The organism is uncultured Bradyrhizobium sp. (genome assembly GCF_936928535.1).
In the GTDB taxonomy this organism is placed as follows: domain Bacteria; phylum Pseudomonadota; class Alphaproteobacteria; order Rhizobiales; family Xanthobacteraceae; genus Bradyrhizobium.
Genome location: NZ_CAKZHY010000095.1, coordinates 1 through 25,818 on the forward strand (window position 1 = coordinate 1; position 25,818 = coordinate 25,818).

Here is a 25,818-nt window from a genome sequence, read left to right on the forward strand (position 1 = left end):
GCAACCGAGGAATCCGCCAACACTCAATCAGTTCCAGCGCAGGTTTCTTGGAATCAATCGTCTAGGTGCGGACGTAATCGCCGGGAGCATCGGGCAGGCCATCGAGGTCGCCATATCCGGTCCGCGGCGGATCACAGAGCGCGCCGGATCTCGCGACGAGCCAGCGGGTCCACTCCGGCCACCACGATCCCTCGACTTGGGGCGCCAGCTTCAGCCATTCATCCGGGCCGACATAGGGCGCGTCTGCAACCTTGGTCATCACCTGATAGCTGTGCCCGGGCTCGTCGGGCGGCGCGACGACGCCAGCGTTGTGGCCGCCACTGGTCAACAGGAAGGTCAGGTCAGCATCGACCTGGTAATGGAGCTTGTGCACGGATCGCCACGGCGCCACATGATCGGTGATCGTGCCGACCGCGAACATCGGCGCATGAATGTCGGAAAGCGAGATGTTCCTGCCGTCCACGACGTAACGTCCTTCGGCGAGATCATTGTCAAGGAACAGCTTACGCAGATATTCCGAATGCATGCGATAGGGCAATCGCGTTGCATCCGCGTTCCAGGCCATCAGATCGCTCGGCGGCACCGCGTCGCCCATCAGGTAGTCGTGCAGCAGCCGCGACCAGATCAGATCGTTCGAACGCAGCAGCGCGAACGCGCCGGCCATCTGTGCCGTATCCAGATAGCCTCGCTGCGACATCATGTCTTCAAGAAAGGCGACCTGGCTCTCGTTGATGAAAAGCGTCAGCTCGCCAGCCTCGGTAAAGTCGGTCTGTGCGGCCAGAAGCGTGATGGTGCCGAGCCGATCATCGCCATCGCGTGCCATCGCAGCAGCGGCGATCGACAGCAGAGTTCCGCCAAGGCAATAGCCGAGCGCATGGACTTTCTGTCCGGGCAGGATTCGGCCAATCGCATCCAGCGCGGCCATCACCCCCTGCCTGCGATAGTCGTCAAACGCAACATCCCGATCCCTGGCGTCCGGATTGCGCCAGGAAATCGCGAACACAGTAAAGCCCTGATCGGTGAGAAATTTAACCAGCGAGTTCTGCGGCGAAAGATCGAGGATATAGTATTTCATGATCCAGGCCGGCACGATCAGGATCGGTTCGGGCCGCACTTTTGCTGTTGTCGGATAATACTGGATCAGTTCGATCAGCGCGTTGCGGTAGACGACCTTTCCGGGCGAGGCCGCAACCGTCTGGCCGACGACAAACTGGTCATTCCCGGCCGGCTTTGCGGCCAACAGCATCCGCATAAGATCGCCGTACCAGTTCTGACAGCCAAAGACAAAATTCTCTCCGCCGCTTTGAAACGCCTTCTCCAGCACTTCCGGGTTTGTTGCTGCGAAATTCGACGGTGCAAGCGTGTCCAGTATCTGACGCATCGAGAATTCGACGATGGCTTCATTCGCATGCGAGACCCCTCGCACGCCCGTCGTGGCGTCGTGCCACCAGCGCTCTCCGAGCAGAAACGCCTGCGCAAGAAGATTGAAGGCCGGCGCCTCCCATTGCGGCTCCTTGAAACGGCGGTCCCGTTTCCCCGGCCGGATCACAGACCAGGGCTCCATCCCCGCTGATGTCGCGTATGTAGCCGCTTGCAGCAACCGGCTGCTATCACGAATGACGTTCGTGGCGATCTCCAGCCGTCGCTGCGGTGCCGCCGCCAGATGGGAACTCCAGTCGAGCCACGCGAGCGTCAAGGCGATCGGCGAAATTCCGCCCGTGTACCGCGCCAGTATCGCATGGAATATGCGGTCCATCGAATAGCGCTCAGACACCGGCTCGGCGGTTTGCGTCTCGGCGAGAGGGGCGCTGTTCGTCGCATCCAAGGCGGCTTCAACAGCGGGTTCGACGAATGACGTCGGCAACACCGGCTCGCCGGTCCGAGGAAGGATCTGTACGACGCTCATGGCCAGGGATTCTCGTGCGCTTCTGCTCACGGGCAGGATATGGCTTTCTGCGCCGGAAACGTTGAGCTGCATCAATTGCCGAGGTTGATCACAACAGCTCAACCGGGACGCACCGATCTCGTCGTTTGACATGGGTCAAACCATACCGCCGGGCGCGATCTAGATTTCAAGCTGTCAAAATTTGAAAAGCCAGCGGAGCACACCATGCGCGCCCACCAGATCATGACCCGATCGGTTATCTCGGTCACGCCCGACACCAGCATCGTCGAAGCAGCCAACATCATGTTGAAGCGCCATGTCAGCGGACTTACCGTCGTCGAGGACGGCGGCAAGCTGGTCGGCGTGGTCTCGGAAGGCGACTTCATCCGGCGCAGCGAGATCGGCACTGGGCGCAAGCGCGGGCGCTGGCTGCGGTTCATCCTCGGGCCCGGCAAGTCGGCCGGCGACTTCGTCCACGAACACGGCCGCAAGGTTTCCGAGGTGATGACCGCATCGCCCATAACCATTACCGAGGATACCGCGCTCGCCGAGATCGTTGACCTGATGGAACGCAACAACGTCAAGCGCCTGCCGGTGGTTCGCGGCGACAAGGTCGTCGGAATCGTGTCGCGCGCCAACCTGCTCCAGGCCGTGGCCGGCCTCGCTCGCGAGGTGCCGGATCCGACCGCGGACGACGATCACATCCGCGGCCGCATCATCGACGCCATGGAGAAGAACGATTGGTGCCCGTTCGGGCTAAACGTCATCGTGCGCGATGGTATCGTTCACCTAAGTGGTGTCATTACCGAGGAGCGGGCACGACAGGCGGCGGTCGTCGCCGCGGAGAACGTCGAAGGCGTCAAAAAGGTGCACGACCATCTTTGCTGGGTCGACACCATGTCGGGCGTCTATCTGAACTCGCCCGAGGATGACGATCTCGCCAAAGCGAGCTGAAATAGCGAGCTCCGCGCGGAAGGCGACTCAGCGAGGAATGATCGCGGTAGCCTCGATCTCGACGCGCGCCGCCTTCTCGACCAGACGCACGACCTGAACCAGGGCCATCGCGGGATAGTGCGTGCCGAGGGCAGCACGGTAGATCTTGCCGAGCTCCTTCAGGTTTGTGAGGTATTCCTCCATATCGACCACGTACCAGGTCAGACGCACCAGATGCTCGGGCTGCGCGCCGGCCTCGGCCAGGATCTCGGCGATGTTGCTCAGGGTCTGCCGCACCTGCGCGATAAAGCCGTCCGCGAGACGCTCCTGGGCGTCCCAGCCGATCACGCCCCCCGTGACAACAATGCGCCCCTCGGCGGCCATACCGTTGGCATAGCCCTTCGGCATCGGCCAGCCGGAGGGCTGAAGCACCTTTGCCTTGGGGCTGCTGTCAGCCTCGGCGCCGCTCGGTAGCACCGCAAGCTGGGGGCCTTTCGATGTTGTCGCGGACAATGCTAGATCCTCATCTCATTCCGCCGCGACGCCTGAGGACGTCGCAGCCGCCTGCGCCAGTTGCCGCAAGGCGAAACGCTTCAATTTGCCGGTCTCGGTCTTCGGCAGTTGCGTCACAAACTCAATCGCGCGCGGATATTTGTACGGCGCGATTTCGCGTTTGACATGCTCCTGCAACTCGGCCGCGAGCTTTGCATCCGGCATCACGCCGGGTGCGGCTATGACATAGGCCTTCACGATCATCCCACGCGCCTCGTCCGGCGCGCCGACAACACCGCACTCGGCAACCGCAGGATGGGTGAGCAAGGCCGCTTCCACATCGGTACCCGCGATATTATAGCCGGATGACACGATCATGTCGTCCGAGCGGGACTGGTACCAGAAGTAACCGTCGCTATCCATTAGATAGGTGTCGCCGGTAATGTTCCAGCCGTTCTGAACGTATTTCCTCTGCCGTTCGTCGGCGAGATAACGGCAGCCGGTCGGCCCGCGCACAGCGAGCTTCCCCATTGTGCCTGGCGGCAAATCCTTGCCGTCATCATCGACGATCTTCGCCTCGTAACCCGGAACGGGCTTGCCGGTCGCGCCGGGACGAATCTCGTCCTCGGTCGCACTGATGAAGATGTGCAGCAGCTCGGTCGAGCCGATGCCGTCCATCAGCTTGATGCCCGTCGCCTTCAGCCAGGCATCGAATGTCGGCTTGGGCAGCGTCTCGCCGGCGGAGACGCACTTTCGCAGGGAGGAAATGTCGCGGCCTTGAAGCTTGCCGATCATGGCGCGGTAAGCTGTCGGTGCCGTGAAGCAGACCGTGGTCTTGTATTGCTCGATCGCCGAGAGAATGTCATCGGGCGTCGTCTTCTCCAGCACGACGAAGGAAGCACCGATGTGCATCGGAAACAGCACGCCGCCGAAGCCGAAAGTAAAGGCCAGCGGCGCCGATCCAATGAAACGGTCCTTTTGCTCGGCTCGCAGGATGTTGCGTGCGTAACCATCGCACACCGCCAGCATGTCCCGGTGGAAATGCATCGTGCCCTTGGGATCCCCGGTCGTGCCCGACGTAAAGGCGATCAGACAGATATCGTCGGCGGCGGTATCGACGGCCGTAAACTCGGTGCTTGCATCCGCGATCAGCGTATCGAGCGAGTCTGCCGCGCCGTTGCCCCAATACACCGCATGCTTGAGGCCGGGCGCCGCCAGCTTCGCCTTCTCCATCTCGTCGGAGAGTTTTCCGTCGCAGAGCGCGAGCGTGATCTCGGCCTTCTGGATCGGATAGGACAACTCCTTGGCGCGCAGCAGCGGCATGGTCGCCACGCAGATGCCACCTGCCTTGATGACTGCGAGATAGGTCGCAACCATCATCGGGCTGTTGGCGGAGCGCAACAGCACGCGGCCGCCGGTGACGAGACCGAGCTTGCCAACCAGCACATTGGCGATGCGATTCACCAGCGCCTGCAATTCGCGATAGGTAAAGCTGACGGCGGGACTGATGACGCAAGGCGCGTCGCCGTGCCCTTGCTCGACCCAGCGGTCGAGGAAATAGCTGACGCAATTCAATCGCGCCGGATAGCGCAGTTCCGGCCGCGTGAAGATAAACTCCGGCCAGAGGTCAGGCGGCGGCAGATGCTGCCGCGCGAACGTATCGACATGGGCGGTCGCGACGTCGCCGTCATGCGAGCCCGAGACTTGAACCTTGGCAGCGTTGGCCATCGCACGCTCCTTTGCGCATGGAAAGCACCCGGCAGCACTCACTGGAAAAACATTTTAGGCTTAAAACAATTTTGCGCAATAGCGGATTTTGGGCATCCCATGGATTTTCGTGCGGCAAAGTGGGATTGGCGGGCGCCTCGGCCCGTAGACTAGGGCTTGCGACGAGCGGCAGATTTCTGCGCCGATGCCTTGGTCTTGGCCAGTAGCCGCATCAGCTCACGCACATCCTTGGGCGTCAGATCGGCAAAGAGATCGGCGATCCACGTCTCGTGTTCCGCAGCCATTCTGCGAAATTCAGCACGACCAAGCTTTGTGAGGCGGATAACCTGGACGCGGCGGTCGGTCTCCGAGGTGCGGCGGTCGAGATGGCCGGATTCCACGAGGCGTTCGACGAGGCCGGTGACGTTGCCGTTGGACACCATCATGCGCTTTGAGACATCCGACAGCGTCATGCCGTCGGGCGCCTTGTCGAGCTGCGCCATCAGATCGAAGCGCGGCAGCGTGACGTCGAAGCGCTGCCGCAGCCGACCGCGGACCTCACCCTCGATCAGGGTCGTGCAGGTGAGCAAACGTAACCACAGCCGGAGCTCTTCGGCGTGGTCCTCCGGAGTTTCGACGGCCTTCGTCTCGGAATCGAGCATTTCGATGCAGTCACTCACGGCCGGCATTGGCGCCGGCCCGGATCCCCCAACGTTTTGAGCTTCAAATAAATCGGCGCCGGCCGCAAGCCCAAAGCTGCAACAATCGACCGCATACGAATTTCTTTAGGCTTCAAATAATTGGCGCGCCGTTTGCATGCGTCGCTGCCCGCACGATGACGGCGGCCGTGAGCTTGGCTTGCCGCGAACGCCGTCATCGGCATAAGCTTGTCTCGGAGTACGCGGCTTGCAATGCAGGCGCAATCGTTAGGGGGGATCAATCATGAAGACGCAACTGACCTTGGCAGCAACCGCACTTCTTCTCGGCACCGCGATGAGCCCTGCCCTCGCGCAGGAGAAGATCAAGCTGGGCGTGATCGTGACCCTCTCCGGACCCGCTGCCGCGCTTGGTCAGCAGGTTCGCGATGGCTTCGCGCTCGCTGTGAAGGATCTCGGCAGCAAGATGGGAGGCCGGGATGTCGAGGTGGTCGTGGTCGACGACGAGCTCAAGCCGGATGCGGCTGTGACCAAGGTCAAGGGTCTGCTTGAGCGCGACAAGGTCGACTTCGTGGTCGGACCGATCTTCTCCAACATCCTTCAGGCGATCCACAAGCCGGTCACGGAATCCAAGGTATTCCTGATCAGCCCCAATGCGGGTCCTTCGACTTTCGCCGGCAAGGACTGCAACCAGTTCTTTTATGTGACGTCCTACCAGAACGACCAGGTCCACGAGATCCTCGGCAAGGTCGCGCAGGATCGTGGCTACAAGCGCATGTATCTGATGGTGCCGAACTATCAAGCCGGCAAGGACTCCGTCGCCGGCTTCAAGCTCGACTACAAGGGCGAGATCGTCGAAGAATCCTATTTGCCGCTCAACACGCTGGACTTCCAGCCGGAGCTGTCCAAAATTGCTTCGCAGAAGCCTGATGCTGTCTTCACGTTCATGCCTGGCGGCCTCGGCGTCAACCTGGTCAAGCAGTACAAGCAGGCGGGTCTTGCCGACAGCATTCCGGTGCTTTCGGCCTTCACGGTGGACGAATCGACCCTACCGGCACAGCAGGACGCGGCTGTTGGAATGTTTGGCGGCGCCAACTGGGCGCCTAATCTCGACAATGCCCCGAACAAGAAGTTCGTCGCTGCCTATGAGGCCGCCTATAACAGCGTGCCCGGCACCTATGCCATGCAGGGTTATGACGCTGCGATGCTGATCGACAGCGCAGTCAAGGGTGTGAAGGGCGACCTCTCCGACAAGGAGGCTGTTGGGGCAGCCCTGAAGAAGGCGGATTTCACGTCGCTGCGGGGATCGTTCAAATTCAACACCAACGGTTATCCGATCCAGGACTTTTATCTGACCAAGGTCGCCAAGCGTCCGGACGGCAAATTCCAGACCGAAATCGTTCAGAAGGTCTTCGAGAATTACGGCGACCGTTACGCCAAGGACTGCAAGGCCGCCAACTAAGACCGCGCGTCGCGCTAAGGGAGGAATACCATGAAGAGCGAAATCACCGGCATCACGCGGGCCAACGAGGGTATCCAAGGCATTTCCTGGAACATCCTGGGCCAGACCTATGTCCCGAAGAGCTGTAGCGAGAACAGCTTCTCCTGGCATGCGACGCTGCCGCCCGGCACATTCGTGCCGCCGCACATTCATCCCGACCAGGACGAATATCTCTACATGCTGGAGGGCAAACTCGACTTCGTGCTCGGCAATTCAGAGGCGCAAGCAGCGCCCGGCGATCTGATCCGACTTGGCATGGGCGTGCCGCACGGCATCTTCAACAAGTCGGAGCAAACAGCAAAAGTACTGTTCTGGGTGTCGCCGACCAAAAAACTGTTCGACCTGTTCTGGGGCCTTCACAACATGAAGGAACAAAAGCCAGAGGACGTCGTGGCGATGGCCGCCGAGTTCAACATCCACTTCCTGCCGCCGCCTCCCGGCGCCGGCTAGCGACCTTTCTTAAGCGCGCACCGCCGCGAGTCCTGGCACCGCGGCGAAGCCAGCTTTGGTCGCGTAGCCGCGCACGATGGCTTCGCGCTGGGAATAGCTCAAGACGTTGTCGACATTGTCGAAGCCGTCGGGCGCGAGCTGCTCGACGGCGTCGATGACGCCTTCGGGGCCACCGCGCCGGTTGGATCGGACGATATCAGCGGTCATCGGCAGGCGCTTCTTCTCGTATTCCATCAAAGCCTGACGCGGATGCTCGGCACGCACCAACGCGTCGGCGAGACAGCGCGCATCAAGGATTGCCTGCGAGGCGCCGTTCGAGCCAACCGGATACATGGGATGCGCGGCATCACCCAACAGCGTGACGCGGCCCGACGACCAATAGGGCAACGGATCGCGGTCGCACGTCGGATATTCATAGAACTCCGGCGTGGCCGAAATCAGGCTCTTTACGTCGATGTAGGGTACCGAGAAGCGCGCGACGTGCGGCATCAGCTCCTCACGTCGGCCCGGCCGCGACCAGTCTTCCTTGCGCGGAGGCGGCGCATTGCCCTCGCCAACTTTCACCAGCACCGCCCAATTGGTCAGACGGCTCGCCGGGCTCGATCCCTCGGCGATGGGATAGACGACCACTTTGGCATTGAGGCCACCGGCCACGATCATCGATTTGCCAGTGAGGAACAGCGGCCAATCGCGCGCACCGCGCCACAGCATCAGGCCGTTCCAGCACGGCGGACCCTCGTTCGGGAATAGCGCCTCGCGAACGCGCGAATGGATGCCGTCGGCGCCGATCAGGATATCGCCCCGCGCGGTGTGGATGTGCGCACCTGCACGATCGAAGAAATAAGCGGTGACGCCACCCTCGTCCTGCGTGAATGCGCCGAGCCGGCAACCAGTATGGATTGAATCCGTCCCGAGCCGCTCTTCGACGGCGCGGTGGATGACGCCCTGGAGGCGGCCACGGTGGATCGAGAACTGCGGCACGTCGTGGCCAGCATCGACGCCGCGGGCTTCGCGCCAGACCTCCTGACCATGGCGGTTGAGGTAGTAGAGCTGATCGGTACGGATTGCGACGTCGTCGAGCTTCTGCAGCAGGCCAAGGCCGGCAAGCTCTCGCATGGCATGCGGCAGCGTGTTGATGCCGACGCCTAGCTCGCGGATCGTATCGGATTGCTCGAAAATCTCACATCCAATGCCGCGGGCCCGCAGCATCAAAGCTGTGGTGAGACCACCGATACCGCCACCGACGACAATCGCCTTCATCGCCCTCAACTCCACTCGATACACAGGCAACGGGGTTAGCGTCGCACGGCCGGTCACCCCGCCGCAAGCGGCTTTGTCGCGTCCGCCGCGACCTCGGCCGCCGTCTTGGGCTTAGCCTTAATTGCGGCCCAAACCGCCGCTCAATCGCCCCTGAAGACCGGTTTGACCTTGTTGGCGAAGGCCTGAAAAGCACGCTCGAAATCGGCCGTCGTCATGCACAGGGCCTGGGCAACGGCCTCCGCTTCGATAGCCTCCTCGACCGACATCGCCCATTCCATGGCTAGCATGCGCTTGGTCATCGTGTTGCCGAAAGTCGGCCCTTCCGCCACCTGCTTGGCCAGCAGCTGCGCCTGGGGCAGCACCTGCTCCGGCGTCACGATGCGGTTGAAGAAACCCCACCTCTCCCCCTCCTCCGCAGTCATGAAGCGGCCAGTGTAGAGCAACTCGGAAGCGCGGGACTGCCCGATGATCCGCGGCAGGATCGCGCAGGCGCCCATGTCGCAGCCGGCAAGGCCGACCTTATTAAACAGGAACGCCACCTTGGCTGCGCTTGCTGCGAGCCGCATATCGGACGCCATGGCAATGATTGCGCCGGCGCCGGCGCAGATGCCCTCGACTGCGGCTACGATCGGTTGCGGACAGGCGCGCATCGCTTTGACCAGATCGCCCGTCATCCGGGTGAAGGCGGTTAACCCCTTGGTATCCATTTTGACGAGCGGGCCGATGATTTCGAACACGTCACCACCAGAAGAGAAATTGCCGCCGGCACCGGTGACGACAATGGATTTAACCGCGTCGTCAAACGCGCAGGCCCGGAAGAAGTCCGTCAGCTCACGATAACTCTCGAATGTCAGCGGATTCTTCCGCTCCGGGCGGTTGAGTGTCACGGTGGCAACGCCCTCGACAACGGCCAGCAGGAAGTGCTGCGGCGAATAGTCCGCAAGTGGCACGGTGACGGGATTGGCTGGTCTGCTCATGCAATCTCCTTGGCTTCCTTGTTCCGCACCTGCGCCACGACGCTAGATTTCGCCACCGGCGACCGCAATCGCCTGCCCGGTGATCGCGCCGGCGTTCTCGCTGCACAACCAGAGCACGGCATTCGCCACTTCCTGCGGCGTGATCAGACGCCCCTGTGGATTATGCTTCGCGAGCTCTGCGATCGCCTGCTCGCGGGTGCGCCCGGTCTTCTTCATGATGTTGTCGATGCTGCCGGCGACGAGATCCGTGTCGGTGAAGCCGGGGCACACCGCATTCACGGTCACGTTGCTGCCGGCTATTTCCAGCGCAAGTGCGCGCACGAGACCGACCACGGCGTGCTTGGCCGCTGTATAAGCGCTCACATAGGCATAGCCCTTGAGCCCGGCTGTCGATGCGATCGCGACGATACGCCCGTAAGGGCGATCCTTCATTCCCGGCAGCACAGCGCTGATGGCATGGACAACGCCCATGAAATTGACATCCATCATGCGGGTGAAGAGCGCACTGTCCGATTTGGCGAACGGCGCGGATTCGGCGCTGCCGGCATTCGCAACCAGGATATCGATCGGCTTTCGCGCATGCGCTGCGGCGATAGCTTCCTTCAGTGCAGCTTCATCCGAGACGTCAGCAACGGCGGCATGATGCGCAGCACCGGCTTTGACCGCCTCCTCGAGAGAAGCGGCATTCCGGCCAAGCACTGTCACGTTGGCGCCGGCGCCAACAAGGGCAGAGGCAATCGCGCGGCCGATGCCGCGACCGCCTCCGGTCACCAGCGCGTGCGGCGAATGCGGCAATCCGGACATGCGCTTGCTCCCTGGGATCTGCTGATCGTTCCTCCGATATATTTTAACCTTCAAATTTTTGCAACGAAAGCACCGACGGATGTAGCGCATAATGTTGCGCAGGCGACCGGCCCGAAAATTGCTTTAAGTATAAAATTATCTCTTCCCATCCCTCACAGGCCTGTTAGCATCGCTGGGCCAAGCCAAAGGATGTCGCGTGCCGCAGCCTTCGCCAATGATAACAAAGGATGGACGCTTCGCCTATGAAGCCGCTGGCGATCCAGGCGCAACTCCCTTGATTTTCCTTCATGGAATCGGCGGCGCGGCGCGGGCCTGGCGGCAACAGCTTGCCGCATTCGGCGATCGTTTCCGCACGATCGCGTGGGACATGCCGGGATATGGCGGATCGGCCCCGCTCGCCAGCGTCAGTATCGCTGCCCTGGCCGATGCGCTCCAGCAATTCATCGAGCAACTCGGGGCGACAAAGCCCATTCTGGTCGGCCATTCGATCGGTGGCATGATCGTCCAGAAATGGCTGGTCCAAGCGCCAAAAGTGGCGCGCGCGGTGGTTCTGGCACAGACAAGCCCGGCCTTCGGCAAGGCCGACGGCGACTGGCAAAAGTCGTTCATCGCAGCGCGGCTTGGTCCGCTCGATCGCGGCGAGACCATGAAGTCTCTGGCACCGTCTCTGGTGAAGGAACTCGTCGGCGACGATCCCGATCAAAAAGGCATCGAGCTAGCGCGCGAGTGCATGGCGAGCGTGCCCGAAGCGAGCTATCGCGCCATGATGCTCGCGTTGATCGGCTTTGACCAGCGCGGCACGCTCAAAGACATTTCAGTGCCGACGCTGCTGCTGTCCGGTTCGAAGGACAATAACGCGCCTGCACCGATGATGGCAAAGACGGCAACCTATATTCCCGCGGCCAAATATGTCGAACTCGCCGGCGCCGGCCATCTCGCCAACCTCGAACGCCCTGATACCTTCAACGAAGCGCTCGGCGACTTTGTCGATTCCATCGCTGCAGACCACGAATGACGCGAAATGACCATGCAAGTCAGCAAGACCATGGGCGCAACTGATAAGGTTGCGCTGGACGCACCGATCTTCGATCCAGTAGCGTTCCGGCTGAACGACGAACAGGCTGCCATCATCGCGCGGGCGCGTGAGATCGGCCAAAGCGTGTTCGCCGGTCGTGCCGCCGCCTATGATCGCGAGGCGATTTTCCCGACCGAGAACTATCGTGACCTGCATCGCGTCGGTCTGCTCGGCATCGCTGTACCCAAGAAGCACGGCGGCCTGGGAGCGAACTACCAGACGTACGCGCTGGCGGCCGCCGAGATCGGCCGCTATTGCGGCGCGACCGCGCTGACCTGGAACATGCACGTCTGTTCGACGCTGTGGTCGGGGCCTTTGGCGGATGACCTCGACATGGACGCGGAAACCCGTGCGGAACACGAGCGCCGACGGGCAATCCACTACAAACGCATCACCGAAGACGGCGCGATCTATTCGCAACCATTTTCGGAGGGGGGCGCGGCAGCCGCCGGTGGCGTTGCGTTCGGCACAGAAGCAAGGCCCGTCGCCGGCGGCTGGATCGTCAACGGCAAGAAGATCTTTGCATCGCTCTCAGGCCACGCCGACTATTACGGCGTGCTCTGCACGGAGATCGAGGAAGGCGAAAAGGCCTCGCGCCGCAATACGCTTTACCTCGCGATCCCCGCGAAGTCGCAAGGCGTCTCCATCGTCGGCGATTGGGATCCCCTCGGCATGCGGGGCACGGTCTCGCGAACAATCCTGTTCAAGGATGTCTTCGTTCCGGAAGATTCCGCGCTGATGCCACGCGGCGTGTACTTCCAGGCGGCGATGCGCTGGCCGCACATGTTCCTGACGCTGTCACCGACCTATATGGGGCTCGCGCAGGCCGCCCATGATTTCACCGTGCGTTATCTGCGTGGCGAGGTGCCGGGCATGCCGCCGGTCAAGCGCCGGATGTACCCGACCAAACAGATTGCAGTCGCACAGATGCAGATCAAGCTGGAGCAGATCAAGGGAATCTGGTTCCAGGCCGTAACGGAGGCGCGCGCCAATCCGAGCAAGGAGCAGGTACTGCGAGCCTACGCCGCGCAATATTCGGTGATGGAGGGCGCCAATGAGCTCGCTGCGCTTGCGATCCGCACCTGCGGCGGACAGGCCATGCTCCGCTCGCTGCCGCTGGAGCGCATCTACCGCGACAGCCGCTGCGGTTCGCTGATGTTGCCCTGGACAGCTGAACTTTGCCTCGACCGGATCGGCCGCGAGGCGCTTTACGAGGCCGGCGAAACGGACGACTGACGGTGGATCTCTGTAGTCTGATCGATCGCAACGCGGCGTTTGCGCCGGACAAGACAGCCATTGCCTTCGAAGGGCAGCGGCTGAGCTACGCGGCGTTGGCCCATCGGATCGAACGGACCGCAACAGCCCTGAAGCAGGAGTTCAGTGTCGGGCGCGGTGACCGCGTCGCGATCCTGAGCCTGAATCGGCCGGACTATCTGGTCCTGCTCTACGCCTGCGCGCGGCTCGGCGCGATGCTCGTGCCGTTGAACTGGCGCTTGGCGGTCGCCGAACAGCGGTTCATTCTCACCGATTCTGGCGCCAAAGTGCTGGTGCTCGAGCAGGCATTTGAAGGCGTCCTTCCCGAGATCGCGCCGGGGACGGCCGTCGTCGGCCTCGATTTTGCGCCGTCCCGCGGCAAATCCTACGAAAACTTGCTAGCCGGCGGCGAGGGAAGCGCACGCAATCCGCATGCCGATCTCTCCTGTCCGCTGCTAATTGTCTACACGTCGGGCACGACAGGACGGCCCAAGGGCGCGGTGCTGCGTCAGGAGGCGTTGTTCTGGAACGGCGTCATGAGCCAGCACATGCACAACATGACATCGGACGATCACGTGCTGACGGTGCTTCCGTTCTTTCACGTCGGCGGGCTCAACATCCAGACAACGGCGGCACTTCAGCTTGGCGCGACCGTGACGGTCCACGCTCGCTTCACCCCGGACACTGCGCTTGCGGCGATCGAACGGGACCGGCCGACCCTGACGGTCATGGTGCCGGCCATCATCCAGGCCGTCAGCGAGCACCCGGCGTGGGCCACGACTGATCTCTCTTCGCTGAAAGCCGTCGCCACCGGATCAACCATCGTGCCGCCGCACCTCATTGATCGCTTCGTTACGCGCGGCGTCCCAGTGCTGCAGGTCTACGGCTCGACGGAAACCTGCCCCATCGCGGTCTACACCCGCCTCGGCGGCGACCTGTCGCGCTCGGGATCAACCGGCCTTGCCGGCCTCTGCTGCGACGCGAAGGTGATCGATCAGGCCGGCAATGAGATGCCTGCGGGTACGCCAGGCGAAATCACCGTGCGCGGACCCAACGTGTTCTTTGAATACTGGAGCAATGCAGACGCCACGCGCGACGCGCTCCACGACGGCTGGTATCGCACCGGCGACATCGGCTTGTGCGACGCCGACGGTTACTTCTGGGTCCGCGACCGCAAGAAGAATACGATCATCTCCGGCGGCGAGAACATTTATCCGGCAGAAGTTGAGCGCGTCTTGCTCGAGCATCCCGATGTCAGCGAATGCGCGGTAATCGGACGACCGGACCCGCGCTGGGACGAAGTGCCCATCGCTTATGTCATCCGACGATCCGGCTGCCGTCTAGAAGCGGACGAGCTGAAGGCCCACGTTCAATCCCAGCTTGCCCGCTATAAGGTTCCCCGCGACGTCGTTTTCGTTGCGGATCTGCCGCGCACGGCACTTGGCAAGGTCCAGCATTTTCTGCTGAAGCAGCTCGATGCGCAGTCGCGAGCGCAAGGAGAAGCATCTTGAAGATCGCAGTTCTGGGTGGAGGAAACGGCTCTTTCGCAGCAGCGGGCGATTTTGCCCTGGCGGGGCATGAGGTCCGGCTCTGGCGGCGCGACGCGAATCAGGTGGCAGCACATCGCGCCGCCGGCTCTCGCATCCAGGTGAAGGATCACAACGGCTGCCACGACGTTAAGCTGGCGCTGGTGACCACCGACATCGCCGAAGCCGTCGACGGTGTCGAACTAGTGGTTTGCCCTGCCCCCGCCTTCGCGCAGCAGGATATCGCCCGGCGCCTTGCGCCACACCTGCGTGACGGCCAGGTGGTCTTTTTGCCCCCCGCGACATTCGGCTCGATGATCTTTGCCCAGGCGGCGCGGGACGCCGGCAACCGCGCCAAGGCGAGCTTCGCCGAAACCGGCACGCTGCCCTGGCTCACCCGCAAGCACGGGCCATTCGAGGTCGCCATCACTATCCGCGCCAAACGCCTGCCGGTTGGCGTGTTTCCGCTGGATCAGGCGCCACATGCGCTTGAGGTGATTGGCCGGGCTTTCCCTGATGTGATCGAGCCCTGCGGTGATGCGCTCTCCGGCGCGCTGATGAATGCGGGCTGCATCATCCATCCGCCATTGATCGTGATGAACGCGGGGCCGATCGAGCATTTCGAGCGCTGGGATATTCACAAGGAGGGAACACAAGCCGCGATCCGACGGGTGACCGACGCACTCGACGCGGAGCGGATTGCGGTACGCGAAGCGTTAGGATATGGCGCACCGCATTTTCCGCTTGCGCATCATTACGCCAAAGAAGGCGAGATCTGGATGTATGGCCGCGGATCGCATGACCGGCTGACTGATTCCGGCGACTGGCGGGAGCAGATCGTGCTGACCGAGCACCGCTACATGCGCGAGGATTTGCGGCTTGGGCTGTCGCTGCTGGTGTCCATTGCTGGACTGGCGGGCGTCGCCTCGCCGCTCGCCAAGGCTTTCCTGGCCATCGGCGGTGCTATCTGCGGTGAGGACTTTACGCGAGGCGGCCGAACATTGGAGACCTTGGGGCTTGGCGAGCTTCACAGAGCGGAATTGCAGACGCTGCTTCGTGAGGGATTCTAGCCGATGAGCAGCCGCGCCAAGATTGCCTGCCTCGGAGCCGGTCGTATGGGACGCGGCATTGCCGTTGCGTTTGCTTACGCAGGACATACGGTCACAATGATCGACATCAAAGCTCGCTCGGCAGAGGAGTTCGCCAAGCTGGAGGCGGATGCACTTGGCGAGATCGGAAAGACGTTTGCCAGCCTGTCCAGGCTGGGACTGTTAACCGAGGCAAACATTGATCCGCTGATCGCACGGGTCTCGGTGGTGCCGGCCAACCAAAGCGGCCCTACCCTTGCCAAAGCGGAAATCGTCTTTGAAGGGGTTCCTGAGGTCGTCGAGCTGAAGCGCGAGGTGCTGGCGACGGCTTCAAAGCAGGTCGGCCCGGACACAATCATCGCCTCCACGACGTCGACCATCCTCGTCGACGATCTGTCGGGCGCTATCGTGAATCCGCGCCGTTTCCTCAACGTGCATTGGCTAAATCCGGCCTATCTGATCCCGCTGGTCGAAGTCTCGCCCGGCAAGGCCACCGACCCCGCCATTATCGACGAGGTCAAAGCGCTGCTCGAAGGCATCGGCAAGGTCCCGGTAGTTTGCGCGGCAACACCTGGCTTCATCGTGCCGCGCATCCAGGCGTTGGCGATGAACGAGGCCGCGCGCATGGTCGAGGAGGGCGTCGCCAGCGCAGAGGAGATAGACAAGGCGATCCGCTACGGTTTCGGCTTCCGCTATGCGGTGCTCGGGCTGCTGGAGTTCATCGATTGGGGCGGTGGGGATATTCTGTATTACGCCAGCCGTTATCTCGAAGGCGCGCTCGGCAGCGACCGCTATCGCGCACCGGACGTCATTTCCCGCAACATGCATGAAGGCCGGATCGGCCTGCGCACCGGCGCAGGCTTCCTCGATTATTCCGGCCTGGACGTCGATGCCTATCGTGCAAAACGGCTCCAGGCCATGGTTGACCTGCTTCGGCACTTCGACCTGGCTCGCCCACCGGTGCTCGACCGCAACTAGCCGAACACATCCTGAAGGACGCCTTCGCGAACAACTGCCACGCCATCAAGCTCGATGGTCGCCCCCATCATCGGCAGGTCGAAATGGCCCGCAGTGTAACGTCCGGCGAATTCGTTGGCGCCCGTCGAGAATAGGAAGTTGCCGGAGACAGCGCGGATCTCCGTGCCATTGGTGTCGCGCTGGTCGTACATCGAGAGCGCCTCGTAGCGCGCGGCCGGATTCATGCCGAAGCCGACATGCGACACGGCATAGGCCTCCCGATCACCCCAGGCAGCGAGATAGGCGCGCATCATCGCGGCATCTGTGCCCTCGCCCTCCAACTCGACGACGTAATCGTCCTTCAAAGTCATCTTGACCGGCGACGTCAGGTAGCGCTTGAAGGTGAGATTGATATCACCGGGCGCCATCACCAGCGTGCCGTTGATCGTCCCGCTCTTGGGAAAGCTCACGACGATGCCCCCCGGCCAATGCGCCAACGTACCTGGCTTGTCGGTCCATCCCCAGACGCCAACCGTGGAAGCGCCCGCCATGTCCACATCGAGCGCCGTGCCGGCTCTCGAGGTGACCCGCATTCTTTTGGACCCCCGCAGCATCTTTGCCGCCGCGCGAACGCGCTTCTCGAGCGCGGAATCCGGCACCATCCGCTCCAGCGCTTCGGGATGCTCGTTTGAGATCACCAGGATGCGCGCGCCGGCCTTCAGGATTTCAGGCGTCTCCGCCGCGTGCATCAGGCCCTCAACGGTGCAGTCCACCACAAAACCCGCCTGCTGAAGCGCGCTAATGACGGGACCAAGCTTTTGGATCGCTTCGCTCGCTCCCGTCGAGCGGACCGGAACGATGTTCCGGTTGCGCGGCGTCGGCATAACGACGTGAAACGGCTTTGCTCCCATCCGCAGCAAGGCCAGTTCCGTAAGGTGTACGTTCAACGCGCGTGATTGGGTCTCCGAGAGGATCGCTGCGGTATCGCCCGCCTTCACGGCGCAACGTTCAAAGATCTCGCAAAACGCGTCGATCCATTTTGCCTCGATGCGATCAGCCAGCATGGTTCACTCCCGGTCTTGTTTTCTTGCTCGTCAGATCACGCTTCGGGGAAGCCCCGCAGGAGGTACGATCGCGCAGCACCCAACAGGCCGTTCAGGATCAGCCCCATCAGCGAGATCGTAATCAAAGGCACGAACATGTCGACAGCCTGGAAGGTGCGAGCCGCCGTCACGAGCGCATGCCCCAGTCCATCCGTCGACGTGATCATCTCGGCCAGAAACACCACGATGCAGGAAATGACAAGACCGATCCGGCACCCTGTGAGGATCGACGGCATCGCCGCCGGTAACACCACCTTGAACAGGATTTCATAGCGCGGCGTTCCCGCCGCCATAGCCGACCAGATCAGTTTCTGCTCTACCGTCGACGCCCCGTAGTAGGTGGACAGCAGAATCGGAAACAGCGCGTCCGCGGCCACTAGTGTGATCTTCGAGCCGTGACCGAAGCCGAGCAGCAGCAACAGCGCCGGATAGAGCGCGACCTTCGGCAGTGGCGCAAGCACCCGCACGACGGGCCGAACCACGGCGTTGATCGCCGGACTGGCAGCAGCTGCAATGCCAATGCTGACGCCGAGCACGACCGCAATCGAAAATCCGGCGAACAACCGGATCAGGGTCGCCACCATTTCCTCCTGGAATGTCCATGTCACGAGCTGCTGGAGCAGCCGGCTGAAGACCAGACCTGGCGGCGGCAGCAGCACCGCGGGCGCGACGCCAAACGACACCAGCCCTTGCCACAGTGCGATCACCAATGCGATCGGCGCGAGCCCCAAGACAATGTTCGTTGAGAAGAAGCGTGACATCATGAGAAGCTCAGCGGCATATCGAACTGCGGCTCGGACCAGCGCACAAGCCTTGCGCGAACCCGCTCGAAGACCGCATCTAGGCAGATGCCCATCGCACCGACGATGATGATCATCGCATAGACCGTGTCGTACTGGCCCATGTCGAGTGCGTTGAACAAGATGTTCCCCGCTCCCGACTGGCGCGCAATCATCTCGCTTGTGATCATCGTGATCAGCGCCAGCACCAGGCCGGTCCGGCACCCGGTCAGAATTTCGGGTAGCGCGGCCGGGAGTACGATCCGGACCAGGCGCTGCAAGGGTGAAAGCCCCATCGCCGCGCCCGACCACAGCATCTTCTCCTCGACGGCCTTAGCGCCTTCAAAACTGTGATAGATCACCGGCAAGCTTACGCCGAGGAAGATCACCAGCGTTTTCGTGATGTCACCGACGCCGAGCCACAGCATGATGATTGGCATCAGGGCCGCTTTCGGCACCGGATAGATGATCATCAAGAGCGGATTGAAGAAGGCCGCGACGGCCCGGCTACGACCCATCAAAAGACCCAACGGGATCGAAAGCAGCACGGCGATGCCGAACCCGATTGCCATGCGGCGGAGCGAGGCCAGGATGTTAATCAACGATTCCTTGTCGCCGAGAATATCCGGAATCGCGCGGATGGCTTCAATAGCTGTTGGAAAGCTGTCGCTCTCGAGCCCGAGCGATGCGAACTGCCAAATCGCCAGCAATCCGACGCAAGCCAGCACGGGCGCTGCACGTTTCGCCATAGCGGCCTGCGAAATCATGAGGGCGATCCGACTTCGTCGCTTTCATCGAACATGCGCTCGATATCGACGACATATTTCTGGTAGCGCGGATCGAGCAAGAGCTCGTTGCGGCGCCGCGGTCGCTGGAGATCGATGTCGATGACTTCCCTGATACGGCCGGGAGACTTCGACATCATCACGACCTTGTCGGACAGAAAGACAGCTTCATCGACCGAATGCGTAACGAAAAGCACGGTCTTGCGGTCGCGCTCCCAGATATTGAGCAGATCATTCTGCAGGCGCGTGCGCGTATGCGCATCAAGTGCACCGAACGGCTCGTCCATCAACAGGACCTCGGGATGGTAGGCGAGCGTTCGGGCCAGCGCGACGCGCTGCTTCATGCCGCCCGACAGCTCCTTCGGATAGAAGCTCTCATAGCCCCTGAGCCCGACCATCTCGATCAGCGCGCGGCTCTGTGTTTCTGCTTCGTGCGCTCGTACACCCTGCTGGCGCGGCCCGTACATCACATTGCCCAGCACTGTCTTCCAGGGAAACAGCGCGAACTCCTGGAAGACCGGTCCACGATCCGGCCCCGGGCCCGTAATCCTCTGCCCTTTCATCCTCGCCGCGCCGCTGGTTGGACTGACGAAGCCACCAACGATGTAAAGCAGGGTCGACTTGCCACAGCCGGACGGACCTAGAATGGAAACGAACGCGCCCTCTTCGATCGTCAAAGAGATTTCCGACAGCGCCAAATGGTCCTTGCGCGCCGAGGTCTGGAAGACCTGCGAAACGCGGTCGATCTCGATGATCGCAGAAGCCGGCTGTTGTGACGTCACCGGTCGCACCCATTCACTCGATCTCGAAGGCACTACCTTCATCTCGTCTCTCGCTTGACTCACGCGCGAAGGTTACGCAGCCGATCTGCTGAATGTCCTCCATCAGTGGCACGAGCTTAGCAAGAAACTTGCCACTCAGTCGAACCACGGCCACTCCGCCGGCCCCTCATGCGTAACGGCTCCGCCCGGCGCCTGACCGACCAGACGCGCGTATTTCGCCAACGCACCGGCGCGATGACGCGGGGGGCGTTGCTTCCAATCGCGTCGGCGTGCCGCGAGTTCCTGCTCGTCGACCAGCAAGTCCATGCGGCGACCGGCAGCATCAATCCGGATCTTGTCGCCATCGCGAACGAGCGCCAGCGGGCCGCCGACAAACGCTTCCGGAGATACATAGCCAATGCACATGCCGCGCGTAGCGCCGGAGAACCGGCCGTCCGTGATGAGGGCGACCTTCTCACCCATGCCTTGGCCGTAAATCAGCGCGGTGACGCCGAGCATCTCACGCATACCGGGACCACCAACGGGCCCTTCGTTGCGGATCACCAGGACCTCGCCAGGCCTGTAACTGCGGTCGCGAACAGCTGCGACGCAAGCCTCTTCATCCTCGAAGACGCGCGCGACGCCCTCGAAGAACTGGCTTTTCAAACCGGCCACCTTGATGACAGCACCTTCGGGGCAGAGATTGCCCTTCAGCACCGCGACGCCGCCGTCGGGCATGATCGGCGCGCGGGCCGCGTAAACGACCTCTCCGTCGGGCGCTTCAGCCGCGCCATATTCTTCGGCAAGCGTACGGCCGGTGATTGTCAGGCAGCCGCCATCGATATGCCCACTCTGGATCAACTCGCGGATTATCACGGCGGCCCCGCCGATGTCGTAGACGTCCTTCGCCGTGTATTTCCCGCCCGGCCGCAGGTTTCCGATCAGCGGCGTCTGAGCAAATACTTCGCCGACATCATCGATCGTAAAACGAATGCCCGCCTCGTTCGCGATGGCCGGCAGATGCAATGCGGCATTGGTCGAGCCGCCCGTCGCGGCAACGATCGCGGCACCGTTTTCCAGGGACTTCCGCGTCACGACGTCGCGTGGCAGTGGTCCACCACTCTGCAGCATTTCCATGATCAGCCGCCCGGCACGACGCGAGATCTGTGCGCGCTCGGCATAGACGCCGGGCACCATGGACACGTTGGGAATGGTGAGGCCCATCGCCTCCGATACCATCCCCATGGTGTTGGCGGTGAACTGACCGGCGCAGGCCCCGATGGTCGGCAGACAGGCGCGCTCGATCCGTTCAAGCGTCGCGGCGTCGATCTCGCCCGTCATGAAGCTGCCGACAGCCTCGTAGGAGTCGAGGACGGTCAGCGTCCGTCCATCCACGCGACCCGGCAGGGAGCTGCCGCCATAGATGAAGATGGAAGGCACGTTGCAGCGAACCATGCCCATCATCACGCCCGGAAGCGTCTTGTCGCATCCGCCATATCCGATCAGTGCGTCATAGGCGAGGCCATGAACGACAGCCTCGATCGAATCTGCAATCAGCTCGCGCGAAAACAGCGAGAATTTCATCCCCTCGTGATTCATGCTGATGCCGTCCGACACCGAGACGGTCGAGAATTCGCGCGGCGTCCCGCCGGCCTCCTCAATCCCGGTCTTGGCCGCAGCCACCTGGAAATCATGGGTCATATTGCAGGGCGTCTGCTCGCCCTTCATGCTGACAATACCCACCATCGGCTTGGCGATGGCCGAATCGTCCAGCCCCATTGCGCGCATGAAGGCACGATGGGGAGCCCGGTCGAGCCCGTCAGTCGTGATCCGTGATCGCAACTTCTTCATGCTTGCATCATATTCGTGCAAAGTCTCGCGTGGCGGAACACTGCGACCTCGCTATCTTGCGACCCGCTCAACTATTGCAGCGGCGCGATGATCGTCGGGTGCTTGAACTGCGCCACATCCAGTTTCGGCAGCATCCCCGTGTCCGCGTAAATGTCCAGCATCTTCTGGATCGCAGGGAAGTTCGGCGCCGCACCGGGATCGCGACCGAAATCGTTGTCCTTGAGAAGGTAAGTATCGAGCACTGGAACGGGCGCCTTCAGTACTTCGGACACGACCTTCAGGGTCTCCTCGCGGTTCGCCAGTGCCTTCTTCATCCCGGAGGTGATATCGCGGACATAGGCCTTTACGAGGTCCGGATTCTTGTCGACGAAATCGGCGCGGCAGGCCTCCAGGATATGCACGATATTTGGCATGGCCTCCGACAGCGAGAACAGCTTCCTGATACCGCCCTTCGCCTCTGCGCGCGCTGCAAACGGCTGGTTCATGTTGACTGCATCGACCCGGCCCTGGCGCAGCGCATCCTCGGAGACCGCAAAGCCGACCTCAACCAGCTTGATGTCCTTGGCGGGATCGACGCCGTTTTTCTTCAAAAGCAGGTTGAACGGGCCCTGGGTGCCGCCGCCGATCACAGAAATGCCGACGGTCTTGCCCTTAAGGTCCGCAATCGTCTTGATCGGCGAGTCATCCTTGACGGCCCAGTAGACCGAGAAGCCACCAGGCTTCTCGAAGACGTGCTGGGCCACGATGTAGGCTTTGAGATTGCCGCCAACCACGCCATTGGCAAGCGACAGCGGCGCCTGCGTCGCACAATCCAGTGCGCCGGCCGCCAATGCCTGCGTCATCGGCGCGGTGCCCTGAAATTGGGTCCACTCGATGTTGTAGGTCTTGCCGATGTCGGGGAATTCGGTCGGCCTGCGCATCATCCAGTATTTGGATTCCTCGGCCGGGATGGTCCAGCCCACGCGGATCGTTTGCTGCGTCCACGCCGGGCTTGCGCCTGCGATCATGGCCGCCATAGCTCCTGCCGCAAGCATCCAGCTCGAAACTGCCCGCATCTTGCCCACTCCGTTGCTCCGGCGCCGACCGACGCCACCCAACCCGACCGGTCCGAATGTTTCATGGTTCAAACAATCAGGCAAGCCATGCGAGCTGGTCCGGTTTCGCCGCGGTATCCGTTATGTATGCTGGGACAGCGGTCGCGCCGTTGCGCTGCGGCAGGAGGAGGCAACCTATGGCTGACGCGAGCAAGGCAAACCCGCAAGGCGTCGAACGGCTCGGCTATCTCGGCCTGGGACTGATGGGAGCGCCAATGACACGTCGGCTGCTCAAGGCCGGCTATCACGTCAGCGTCTGGAACCGTTCGGAGGACAAGGTCGCGCCGCTTGTCGAGGCTGGCGCCAACCACCCGAGCACGCCGCGTGAATTGTTGGCGAGCTCCGACATCCTCTTCATGTGCGTGACGGATGCCGCCGCGGTTGAAGAGGTGATCTTCGGGAAGACGGGCCTTGCCGCGGGTCCCGGTATGGGCAAGCTTGTGGTCGATTTTTCGTCGATCCACCCCGACGCCGCGCGCGAGCTTGCGGCGCGATTGAAAGCTGCGAACGGCGCAAGCTGGATCGATGCGCCGGTGTCCGGCGGCACAAAGGGCGCCGAAGAAGGTACTCTTGCCATCATGGCCGGAGGAGAGACCTCCGATATCGAGCGCGCACGGCCTTATGTGCTGGCCATGGCGCGCAGGTTTACCCACATGGGTCCGGTCGGCGCCGGCCAAACCACAAAACTCTGCAATCAGGTGATCGTCGGATGCGCGATGGCTGTGCTTGCGGAAGCGACGCGTCTTGCCTCGAACGCCGGAATTGACGCCAGCCGGCTGCCGGAGGCGCTCGCTGGCGGCTTTGCGGATTCGATTCCGCTTCAGCTCTTCGTGCCGCGCATGGTCCAGGGCATTCACTCACCGCCACTCGGCCATATCGCTACAATGTTGAAGGATCTCGACACGGTCGCCGATGTCGCGCAAGCAACGTCGACCCCGGTGCCAATGGCGACCCTCGCGGGACAAATCTTCAGGCTGGCCAAGGCCGCACGCGGTGCCGACGCGGACGCACTGGAAATTTACAAGCTCTCGGCTACAGACCGCTGAAATCCCCTTACGGCGACTTCTTGCGCTCGTCGTCGGCGAGAAAACGGCCGTACATCCCCCGCGCAAATAGCAGCGGCTCATTCGCGTTGTAGGCATAGGCCTCGACGGCACCGAGAAAGATGACGTGATCGCCGCCATAATAGCGATTGACGGACCGGCACTGAAAGCTCGCCACACTCTCGGCGAGCACAGGCGCGTTGCCGAGACCCGGTGTCCAGTCCACGCCCGCGAACTTATCGTCCGACGATTTGGCAAACTTGTTTGCAAGGGCCTGCTGCGAAGTCCCGAGCACGTGCACCGTGAAATGGGTGGCGTTCTGAAACACGGTCAGGCTCGATGAATAGACGCCGAGGCTCCAGAGAACCAAAGGAGGATTCAACGAGACCGAGGCGAACGAGTTGCAGGTGATGCCATAGGGCTTTCCATCGGGGGCCGTAGCCGTGATGATCGTTACACCCGTTCCGTAGGTGCCGAGCGCGTTGCGGAAATCACGCGGGTCGATCGGCGAGTTGTCGCTTGAGAACTCGTTGGCGGGATCGGCGGCCGGATGCTTTGGCTGATCATTCATCGCCCGGCCTCACAAGGTGAGATTCTCGGACGGCAGGCCGAGGGCGACGCGTCCATAATTGGTTCCGGCCGCATCGAAATTGAATGCGAGGTGCGAATTGATCGCGTGCGCATCGCGAAACTGTCGCTGTAGCACCCCCGTCGTGAACAGACCGCGCGCTCCGCTCGCCGCAAACAGCATCGAGACGGCATCTGTGCACAGATTGACCGAGAACGCTCCATCGCGCCGGTATTTGGTCTTGGTGATCATATCGGGCGTGCGGTTGCGCCGTGCGTTTTCCATCGCCTCGGTGCAGGCCGAGCGCATGATGAGGCGCGCGGCATCGATCTTGGCGGAAGCTTCCGCAATCTTGATTTGCGTGCTCTGGAAGTCGCTCAGCTTGGCACGGTTGTAGGTTGATATGCGGTGACGCGCGACCTCCGCATAGTCGTCCAGGCACGCCTGTGCATTCCCGAGCGCGACGCCGGACAGGACATAGGGAAACAGCGAGAACACGGGCAACGCGTACAGCGGATTGGGATTCACCTTGCTGCCGGGCGCCGCGCCGCCGGCAAGATCACCCACCGCGACGGTCATATCATCGGGTACAAAGGCGTCCCTGACCTCGACGTCCGACGACCCGGTGCCGCGCAGTCCCACGACGTTCCACGTATCGAGGATCTTGTAGTCGGCCTTGGGTAATAGAAAGATGCGGTATTCGATCCCGTCCGCCTCGTCGTCGGATGAAACCACGCTTGCAAGCATATTCCATGCGCACGAGCCGACGCCCGACGAGAACGGCCAGCTTCCGCGCAGCCGGTATCCGCCTTCGACTTTCTTGGCACGCCCGGCCGGGAAGATGAACGATGATGCGATCAAGATGTCCGGATCTTGGCCCCAGACCAAATCCTGCGCACGCTGCTCGAACATGCCGAGCATCCAGTGGTGGCTCGCCAAATTGGCCAGATTCCAAGCAACCGACGCGTCGGCCCGCCCAAGCAACTCGGCACAATCAATAAGGGCAACATAATCGAGCTCGGCACCGCCGATACGCTTCGGCTGAAGCATCCGGAACAGGCCGGCTTCATGCAAGTCGCGCTCGGTCTCCGGCGGCAGGTGCCGCAGTTCCTCAGTTCGGACCGCACGCTCCCGCAATTGCGGGACTAGCGATCGGGCCCTGGCAATCATCGCCGCATAGGGTCGCTCGCCGGAACCTGTCGCCGCCGATTGATCCATGCTCGGGTCCTGACCAGGCACCATTCGCGTTCCTCGCTCTCGCGCACTTAT

At 62.0% G+C, this 25,818-nt stretch carries 24 protein-coding genes; 9 read left to right on the forward strand and 15 right to left on the reverse strand.

Going from position 1 to position 25,818, the window contains the following annotated elements:
- Nucleotides 1–61 precede the first annotated feature (61 nt).
- A complete protein-coding gene (locus Q0687_RS17450) occupies nucleotides 62–1,906 on the reverse strand; it encodes an alpha/beta fold hydrolase (protein ID WP_298879478.1) in 1,845 nt (614 codons plus the stop codon).
- Between the two features lie 204 nt (nucleotides 1,907–2,110).
- Between Q0687_RS17450 and Q0687_RS17455 the strand changes: the two genes are divergently transcribed.
- Nucleotides 2,111–2,839, forward strand: coding sequence for a CBS domain-containing protein (locus Q0687_RS17455; RefSeq protein WP_298878962.1), 729 nt, complete (start codon nucleotides 2,111–2,113; stop codon nucleotides 2,837–2,839).
- A gap of 27 nt (nucleotides 2,840–2,866) precedes the next feature.
- Here the strand turns inward: Q0687_RS17455 and Q0687_RS17460 are convergent, their stop codons facing one another.
- The 3 genes from Q0687_RS17460 to Q0687_RS17470 form a co-directional block, all read right to left on the reverse strand.
- Nucleotides 2,867–3,331: a RidA family protein gene (locus tag Q0687_RS17460; protein ID WP_298878964.1), complete on the reverse strand. Its 465-nt coding sequence runs from the start codon at nucleotides 3,329–3,331 to the stop codon at nucleotides 2,867–2,869.
- A gap of 15 nt (nucleotides 3,332–3,346) precedes the next feature.
- The gene (locus tag Q0687_RS17465; RefSeq protein WP_298878965.1) at nucleotides 3,347–5,038 is read right to left on the reverse strand and encodes a benzoate-CoA ligase family protein; all 1,692 of its coding nucleotides are present in this window, start codon (nucleotides 5,036–5,038) and stop codon (nucleotides 3,347–3,349) included.
- 149 nt (nucleotides 5,039–5,187) lie between these two features.
- Complete coding sequence (locus Q0687_RS17470) at nucleotides 5,188–5,706, reverse strand: MarR family transcriptional regulator (RefSeq protein ID WP_298878967.1); 519 nt, start codon at nucleotides 5,704–5,706, stop codon at nucleotides 5,188–5,190.
- A gap of 253 nt (nucleotides 5,707–5,959) precedes the next feature.
- Between Q0687_RS17470 and Q0687_RS17475 the strand changes: the two genes are divergently transcribed.
- Together Q0687_RS17475 and Q0687_RS17480 are read left to right on the forward strand one after the other, a co-directional pair.
- A complete protein-coding gene (locus tag Q0687_RS17475) occupies nucleotides 5,960–7,135 on the forward strand; it encodes an ABC transporter substrate-binding protein (RefSeq protein WP_298878968.1) in 1,176 nt (391 codons plus the stop codon).
- Between the two features lie 30 nt (nucleotides 7,136–7,165).
- Nucleotides 7,166–7,624, forward strand: coding sequence for a cupin domain-containing protein (locus tag Q0687_RS17480; protein ID WP_298878969.1), 459 nt, complete (start codon nucleotides 7,166–7,168; stop codon nucleotides 7,622–7,624).
- A 9-nt stretch (nucleotides 7,625–7,633) separates the two neighbouring features.
- Here the strand turns inward: Q0687_RS17480 and Q0687_RS17485 are convergent, their stop codons facing one another.
- The 3 genes from Q0687_RS17485 to Q0687_RS17495 form a co-directional block, all read right to left on the reverse strand.
- Nucleotides 7,634–8,884 carry a flavin-dependent oxidoreductase gene (locus tag Q0687_RS17485; RefSeq protein ID WP_298878972.1) on the reverse strand — a complete coding sequence of 417 codons (1,251 nt, stop codon included), beginning with the start codon at nucleotides 8,882–8,884 and terminating at the stop codon, nucleotides 7,634–7,636.
- 140 nt (nucleotides 8,885–9,024) lie between these two features.
- A complete protein-coding gene (locus Q0687_RS17490) occupies nucleotides 9,025–9,861 on the reverse strand; it encodes an enoyl-CoA hydratase family protein (RefSeq protein WP_298878974.1) in 837 nt (278 codons plus the stop codon).
- A gap of 42 nt (nucleotides 9,862–9,903) precedes the next feature.
- Entirely contained in the window at nucleotides 9,904–10,665 is a 762-nt protein-coding gene (locus Q0687_RS17495; protein ID WP_298878975.1) for an SDR family oxidoreductase, read from the reverse strand.
- A gap of 196 nt (nucleotides 10,666–10,861) precedes the next feature.
- Here Q0687_RS17495 and Q0687_RS17500 point away from each other — a divergent pair, with 196 nt between their 5' ends.
- Genes Q0687_RS17500 through Q0687_RS17520 form a run of 5 tightly spaced genes read left to right on the forward strand, consistent with a single transcriptional unit; the run spans nucleotide 10,862 to nucleotide 16,586 of the window.
- Complete coding sequence (locus tag Q0687_RS17500) at nucleotides 10,862–11,680, forward strand: alpha/beta fold hydrolase (protein WP_298878976.1); 819 nt, start codon at nucleotides 10,862–10,864, stop codon at nucleotides 11,678–11,680.
- Nucleotides 11,681–11,686: 6 nt separating this feature from the next.
- Nucleotides 11,687–12,976 carry an acyl-CoA dehydrogenase family protein gene (locus Q0687_RS17505; RefSeq protein WP_298878977.1) on the forward strand — a complete coding sequence of 430 codons (1,290 nt, stop codon included), beginning with the start codon at nucleotides 11,687–11,689 and terminating at the stop codon, nucleotides 12,974–12,976.
- Nucleotides 12,977–12,978: 2 nt separating this feature from the next.
- The gene (locus Q0687_RS17510; RefSeq protein WP_298878979.1) at nucleotides 12,979–14,505 is read left to right on the forward strand and encodes an AMP-binding protein; all 1,527 of its coding nucleotides are present in this window, start codon (nucleotides 12,979–12,981) and stop codon (nucleotides 14,503–14,505) included.
- Complete coding sequence (locus Q0687_RS17515) at nucleotides 14,502–15,590, forward strand: NAD/NADP-dependent octopine/nopaline dehydrogenase family protein (protein WP_298878981.1); 1,089 nt, start codon at nucleotides 14,502–14,504, stop codon at nucleotides 15,588–15,590. The genes Q0687_RS17510 and Q0687_RS17515 overlap by 4 nt, the downstream gene beginning before the upstream one ends.
- Nucleotides 15,591–15,593: 3 nt before the next feature.
- Complete coding sequence (locus Q0687_RS17520) at nucleotides 15,594–16,586, forward strand: 3-hydroxybutyryl-CoA dehydrogenase (RefSeq protein ID WP_298878982.1); 993 nt, start codon at nucleotides 15,594–15,596, stop codon at nucleotides 16,584–16,586.
- On the opposite strand, the gene Q0687_RS17525 is transcribed toward Q0687_RS17520, so the two are convergent.
- The 6 genes from Q0687_RS17525 to Q0687_RS17550 all read right to left on the reverse strand — a co-directional run bounded on the left by Q0687_RS17525 (nucleotide 16,583) and on the right by Q0687_RS17550 (nucleotide 22,899).
- Nucleotides 16,583–17,629, reverse strand: a complete 1,047-nt coding sequence (locus Q0687_RS17525) for a peptidase M29 (RefSeq protein WP_298878984.1) — start codon at nucleotides 17,627–17,629, stop codon at nucleotides 16,583–16,585. The two genes, Q0687_RS17520 and Q0687_RS17525, sit on opposite strands and share 4 nt — an antisense overlap.
- 35 nt (nucleotides 17,630–17,664) lie before the next feature.
- Nucleotides 17,665–18,432 (reverse strand): ABC transporter permease subunit, encoded by a 768-nt coding sequence (locus tag Q0687_RS17530; RefSeq protein WP_298878986.1) that lies wholly within the window; start codon nucleotides 18,430–18,432, stop codon nucleotides 17,665–17,667.
- Complete coding sequence (locus Q0687_RS17535; protein WP_298878988.1) at nucleotides 18,429–19,214, reverse strand: ABC transporter permease; 786 nt, start codon at nucleotides 19,212–19,214, stop codon at nucleotides 18,429–18,431. The genes Q0687_RS17530 and Q0687_RS17535 overlap by 4 nt, the downstream gene beginning before the upstream one ends.
- On the reverse strand, nucleotides 19,211–20,056 hold the full coding sequence (locus Q0687_RS17540) for an ABC transporter ATP-binding protein (protein WP_298878990.1): 846 nt from the start codon (nucleotides 20,054–20,056) through the stop codon (nucleotides 19,211–19,213). Before Q0687_RS17540 ends, Q0687_RS17535 begins: the two co-directional genes overlap by 4 nt.
- Nucleotides 20,057–20,149: 93 nt before the next feature.
- Nucleotides 20,150–21,844, reverse strand: coding sequence for a dihydroxy-acid dehydratase (gene ilvD / locus Q0687_RS17545; RefSeq protein ID WP_298878993.1), 1,695 nt, complete (start codon nucleotides 21,842–21,844; stop codon nucleotides 20,150–20,152).
- Between the two features lie 71 nt (nucleotides 21,845–21,915).
- Nucleotides 21,916–22,899 carry an ABC transporter substrate-binding protein gene (locus Q0687_RS17550; RefSeq protein WP_298878995.1) on the reverse strand — a complete coding sequence of 328 codons (984 nt, stop codon included), beginning with the start codon at nucleotides 22,897–22,899 and terminating at the stop codon, nucleotides 21,916–21,918.
- A gap of 176 nt (nucleotides 22,900–23,075) precedes the next feature.
- Here Q0687_RS17550 and Q0687_RS17555 point away from each other — a divergent pair, with 176 nt between their 5' ends.
- Nucleotides 23,076–23,984 (forward strand): NAD(P)-dependent oxidoreductase, encoded by a 909-nt coding sequence (locus Q0687_RS17555; RefSeq protein WP_298878997.1) that lies wholly within the window; start codon nucleotides 23,076–23,078, stop codon nucleotides 23,982–23,984.
- A gap of 7 nt (nucleotides 23,985–23,991) precedes the next feature.
- Here Q0687_RS17555 and Q0687_RS17560 read toward each other — a convergent pair whose 3' ends face one another.
- Together Q0687_RS17560 and Q0687_RS17565 are read right to left on the reverse strand one after the other, a co-directional pair.
- Nucleotides 23,992–24,552 carry a flavin reductase family protein gene (locus tag Q0687_RS17560; RefSeq protein WP_298878999.1) on the reverse strand — a complete coding sequence of 187 codons (561 nt, stop codon included), beginning with the start codon at nucleotides 24,550–24,552 and terminating at the stop codon, nucleotides 23,992–23,994.
- A gap of 9 nt (nucleotides 24,553–24,561) precedes the next feature.
- Nucleotides 24,562–25,791: an acyl-CoA dehydrogenase family protein gene (locus Q0687_RS17565; protein ID WP_298879001.1), complete on the reverse strand. Its 1,230-nt coding sequence runs from the start codon at nucleotides 25,789–25,791 to the stop codon at nucleotides 24,562–24,564.
- Nucleotides 25,792–25,818: the final 27 nt, after the last annotated feature.

Bases quoted from the DNA above. Each gene is read 5' to 3' on its own strand.
- Q0687_RS17450 (WP_298879478.1), bottom strand. From the start codon at position 1,906: ATGAGCGTCGTACAGATCCTTCCTCGGACCGGCGAGCCGGTGTTGCCG.
- Q0687_RS17455 (WP_298878962.1), top strand. From the start codon at position 2,111: ATGCGCGCCCACCAGATCATGACCCGATCGGTTATCTCGGTCACGCCC.
- Q0687_RS17465 (WP_298878965.1), bottom strand. From the start codon at position 5,038: ATGGCCAACGCTGCCAAGGTTCAAGTCTCGGGCTCGCATGACGGCGAC.
- Q0687_RS17470 (WP_298878967.1), bottom strand. From the start codon at position 5,706: ATGCCGGCCGTGAGTGACTGCATCGAAATGCTCGATTCCGAGACGAAG.
- Q0687_RS17475 (WP_298878968.1), top strand. From the start codon at position 5,960: ATGAAGACGCAACTGACCTTGGCAGCAACCGCACTTCTTCTCGGCACC.
- Q0687_RS17480 (WP_298878969.1), top strand. From the start codon at position 7,166: ATGAAGAGCGAAATCACCGGCATCACGCGGGCCAACGAGGGTATCCAA.
- Q0687_RS17485 (WP_298878972.1), bottom strand. From the start codon at position 8,884: ATGAAGGCGATTGTCGTCGGTGGCGGTATCGGTGGTCTCACCACAGCT.
- Q0687_RS17490 (WP_298878974.1), bottom strand. From the start codon at position 9,861: ATGAGCAGACCAGCCAATCCCGTCACCGTGCCACTTGCGGACTATTCG.
- Q0687_RS17495 (WP_298878975.1), bottom strand. From the start codon at position 10,665: ATGTCCGGATTGCCGCATTCGCCGCACGCGCTGGTGACCGGAGGCGGT.
- Q0687_RS17505 (WP_298878977.1), top strand. From the start codon at position 11,687: ATGACCATGCAAGTCAGCAAGACCATGGGCGCAACTGATAAGGTTGCG.
- Q0687_RS17520 (WP_298878982.1), top strand. From the start codon at position 15,594: ATGAGCAGCCGCGCCAAGATTGCCTGCCTCGGAGCCGGTCGTATGGGA.
- Q0687_RS17525 (WP_298878984.1), bottom strand. From the start codon at position 17,629: ATGCTGGCTGATCGCATCGAGGCAAAATGGATCGACGCGTTTTGCGAG.
- Q0687_RS17530 (WP_298878986.1), bottom strand. From the start codon at position 18,432: ATGATGTCACGCTTCTTCTCAACGAACATTGTCTTGGGGCTCGCGCCG.
- Q0687_RS17535 (WP_298878988.1), bottom strand. From the start codon at position 19,214: ATGATTTCGCAGGCCGCTATGGCGAAACGTGCAGCGCCCGTGCTGGCT.
- Q0687_RS17540 (WP_298878990.1), bottom strand. From the start codon at position 20,056: ATGAAGGTAGTGCCTTCGAGATCGAGTGAATGGGTGCGACCGGTGACG.
- ilvD (WP_298878993.1), bottom strand. From the start codon at position 21,844: ATGAAGAAGTTGCGATCACGGATCACGACTGACGGGCTCGACCGGGCT.
- Q0687_RS17550 (WP_298878995.1), bottom strand. From the start codon at position 22,899: ATGCGGGCAGTTTCGAGCTGGATGCTTGCGGCAGGAGCTATGGCGGCC.
- Q0687_RS17555 (WP_298878997.1), top strand. From the start codon at position 23,076: ATGGCTGACGCGAGCAAGGCAAACCCGCAAGGCGTCGAACGGCTCGGC.
- Q0687_RS17560 (WP_298878999.1), bottom strand. From the start codon at position 24,552: ATGAATGATCAGCCAAAGCATCCGGCCGCCGATCCCGCCAACGAGTTC.
- Q0687_RS17565 (WP_298879001.1), bottom strand. From the start codon at position 25,791: ATGGTGCCTGGTCAGGACCCGAGCATGGATCAATCGGCGGCGACAGGT.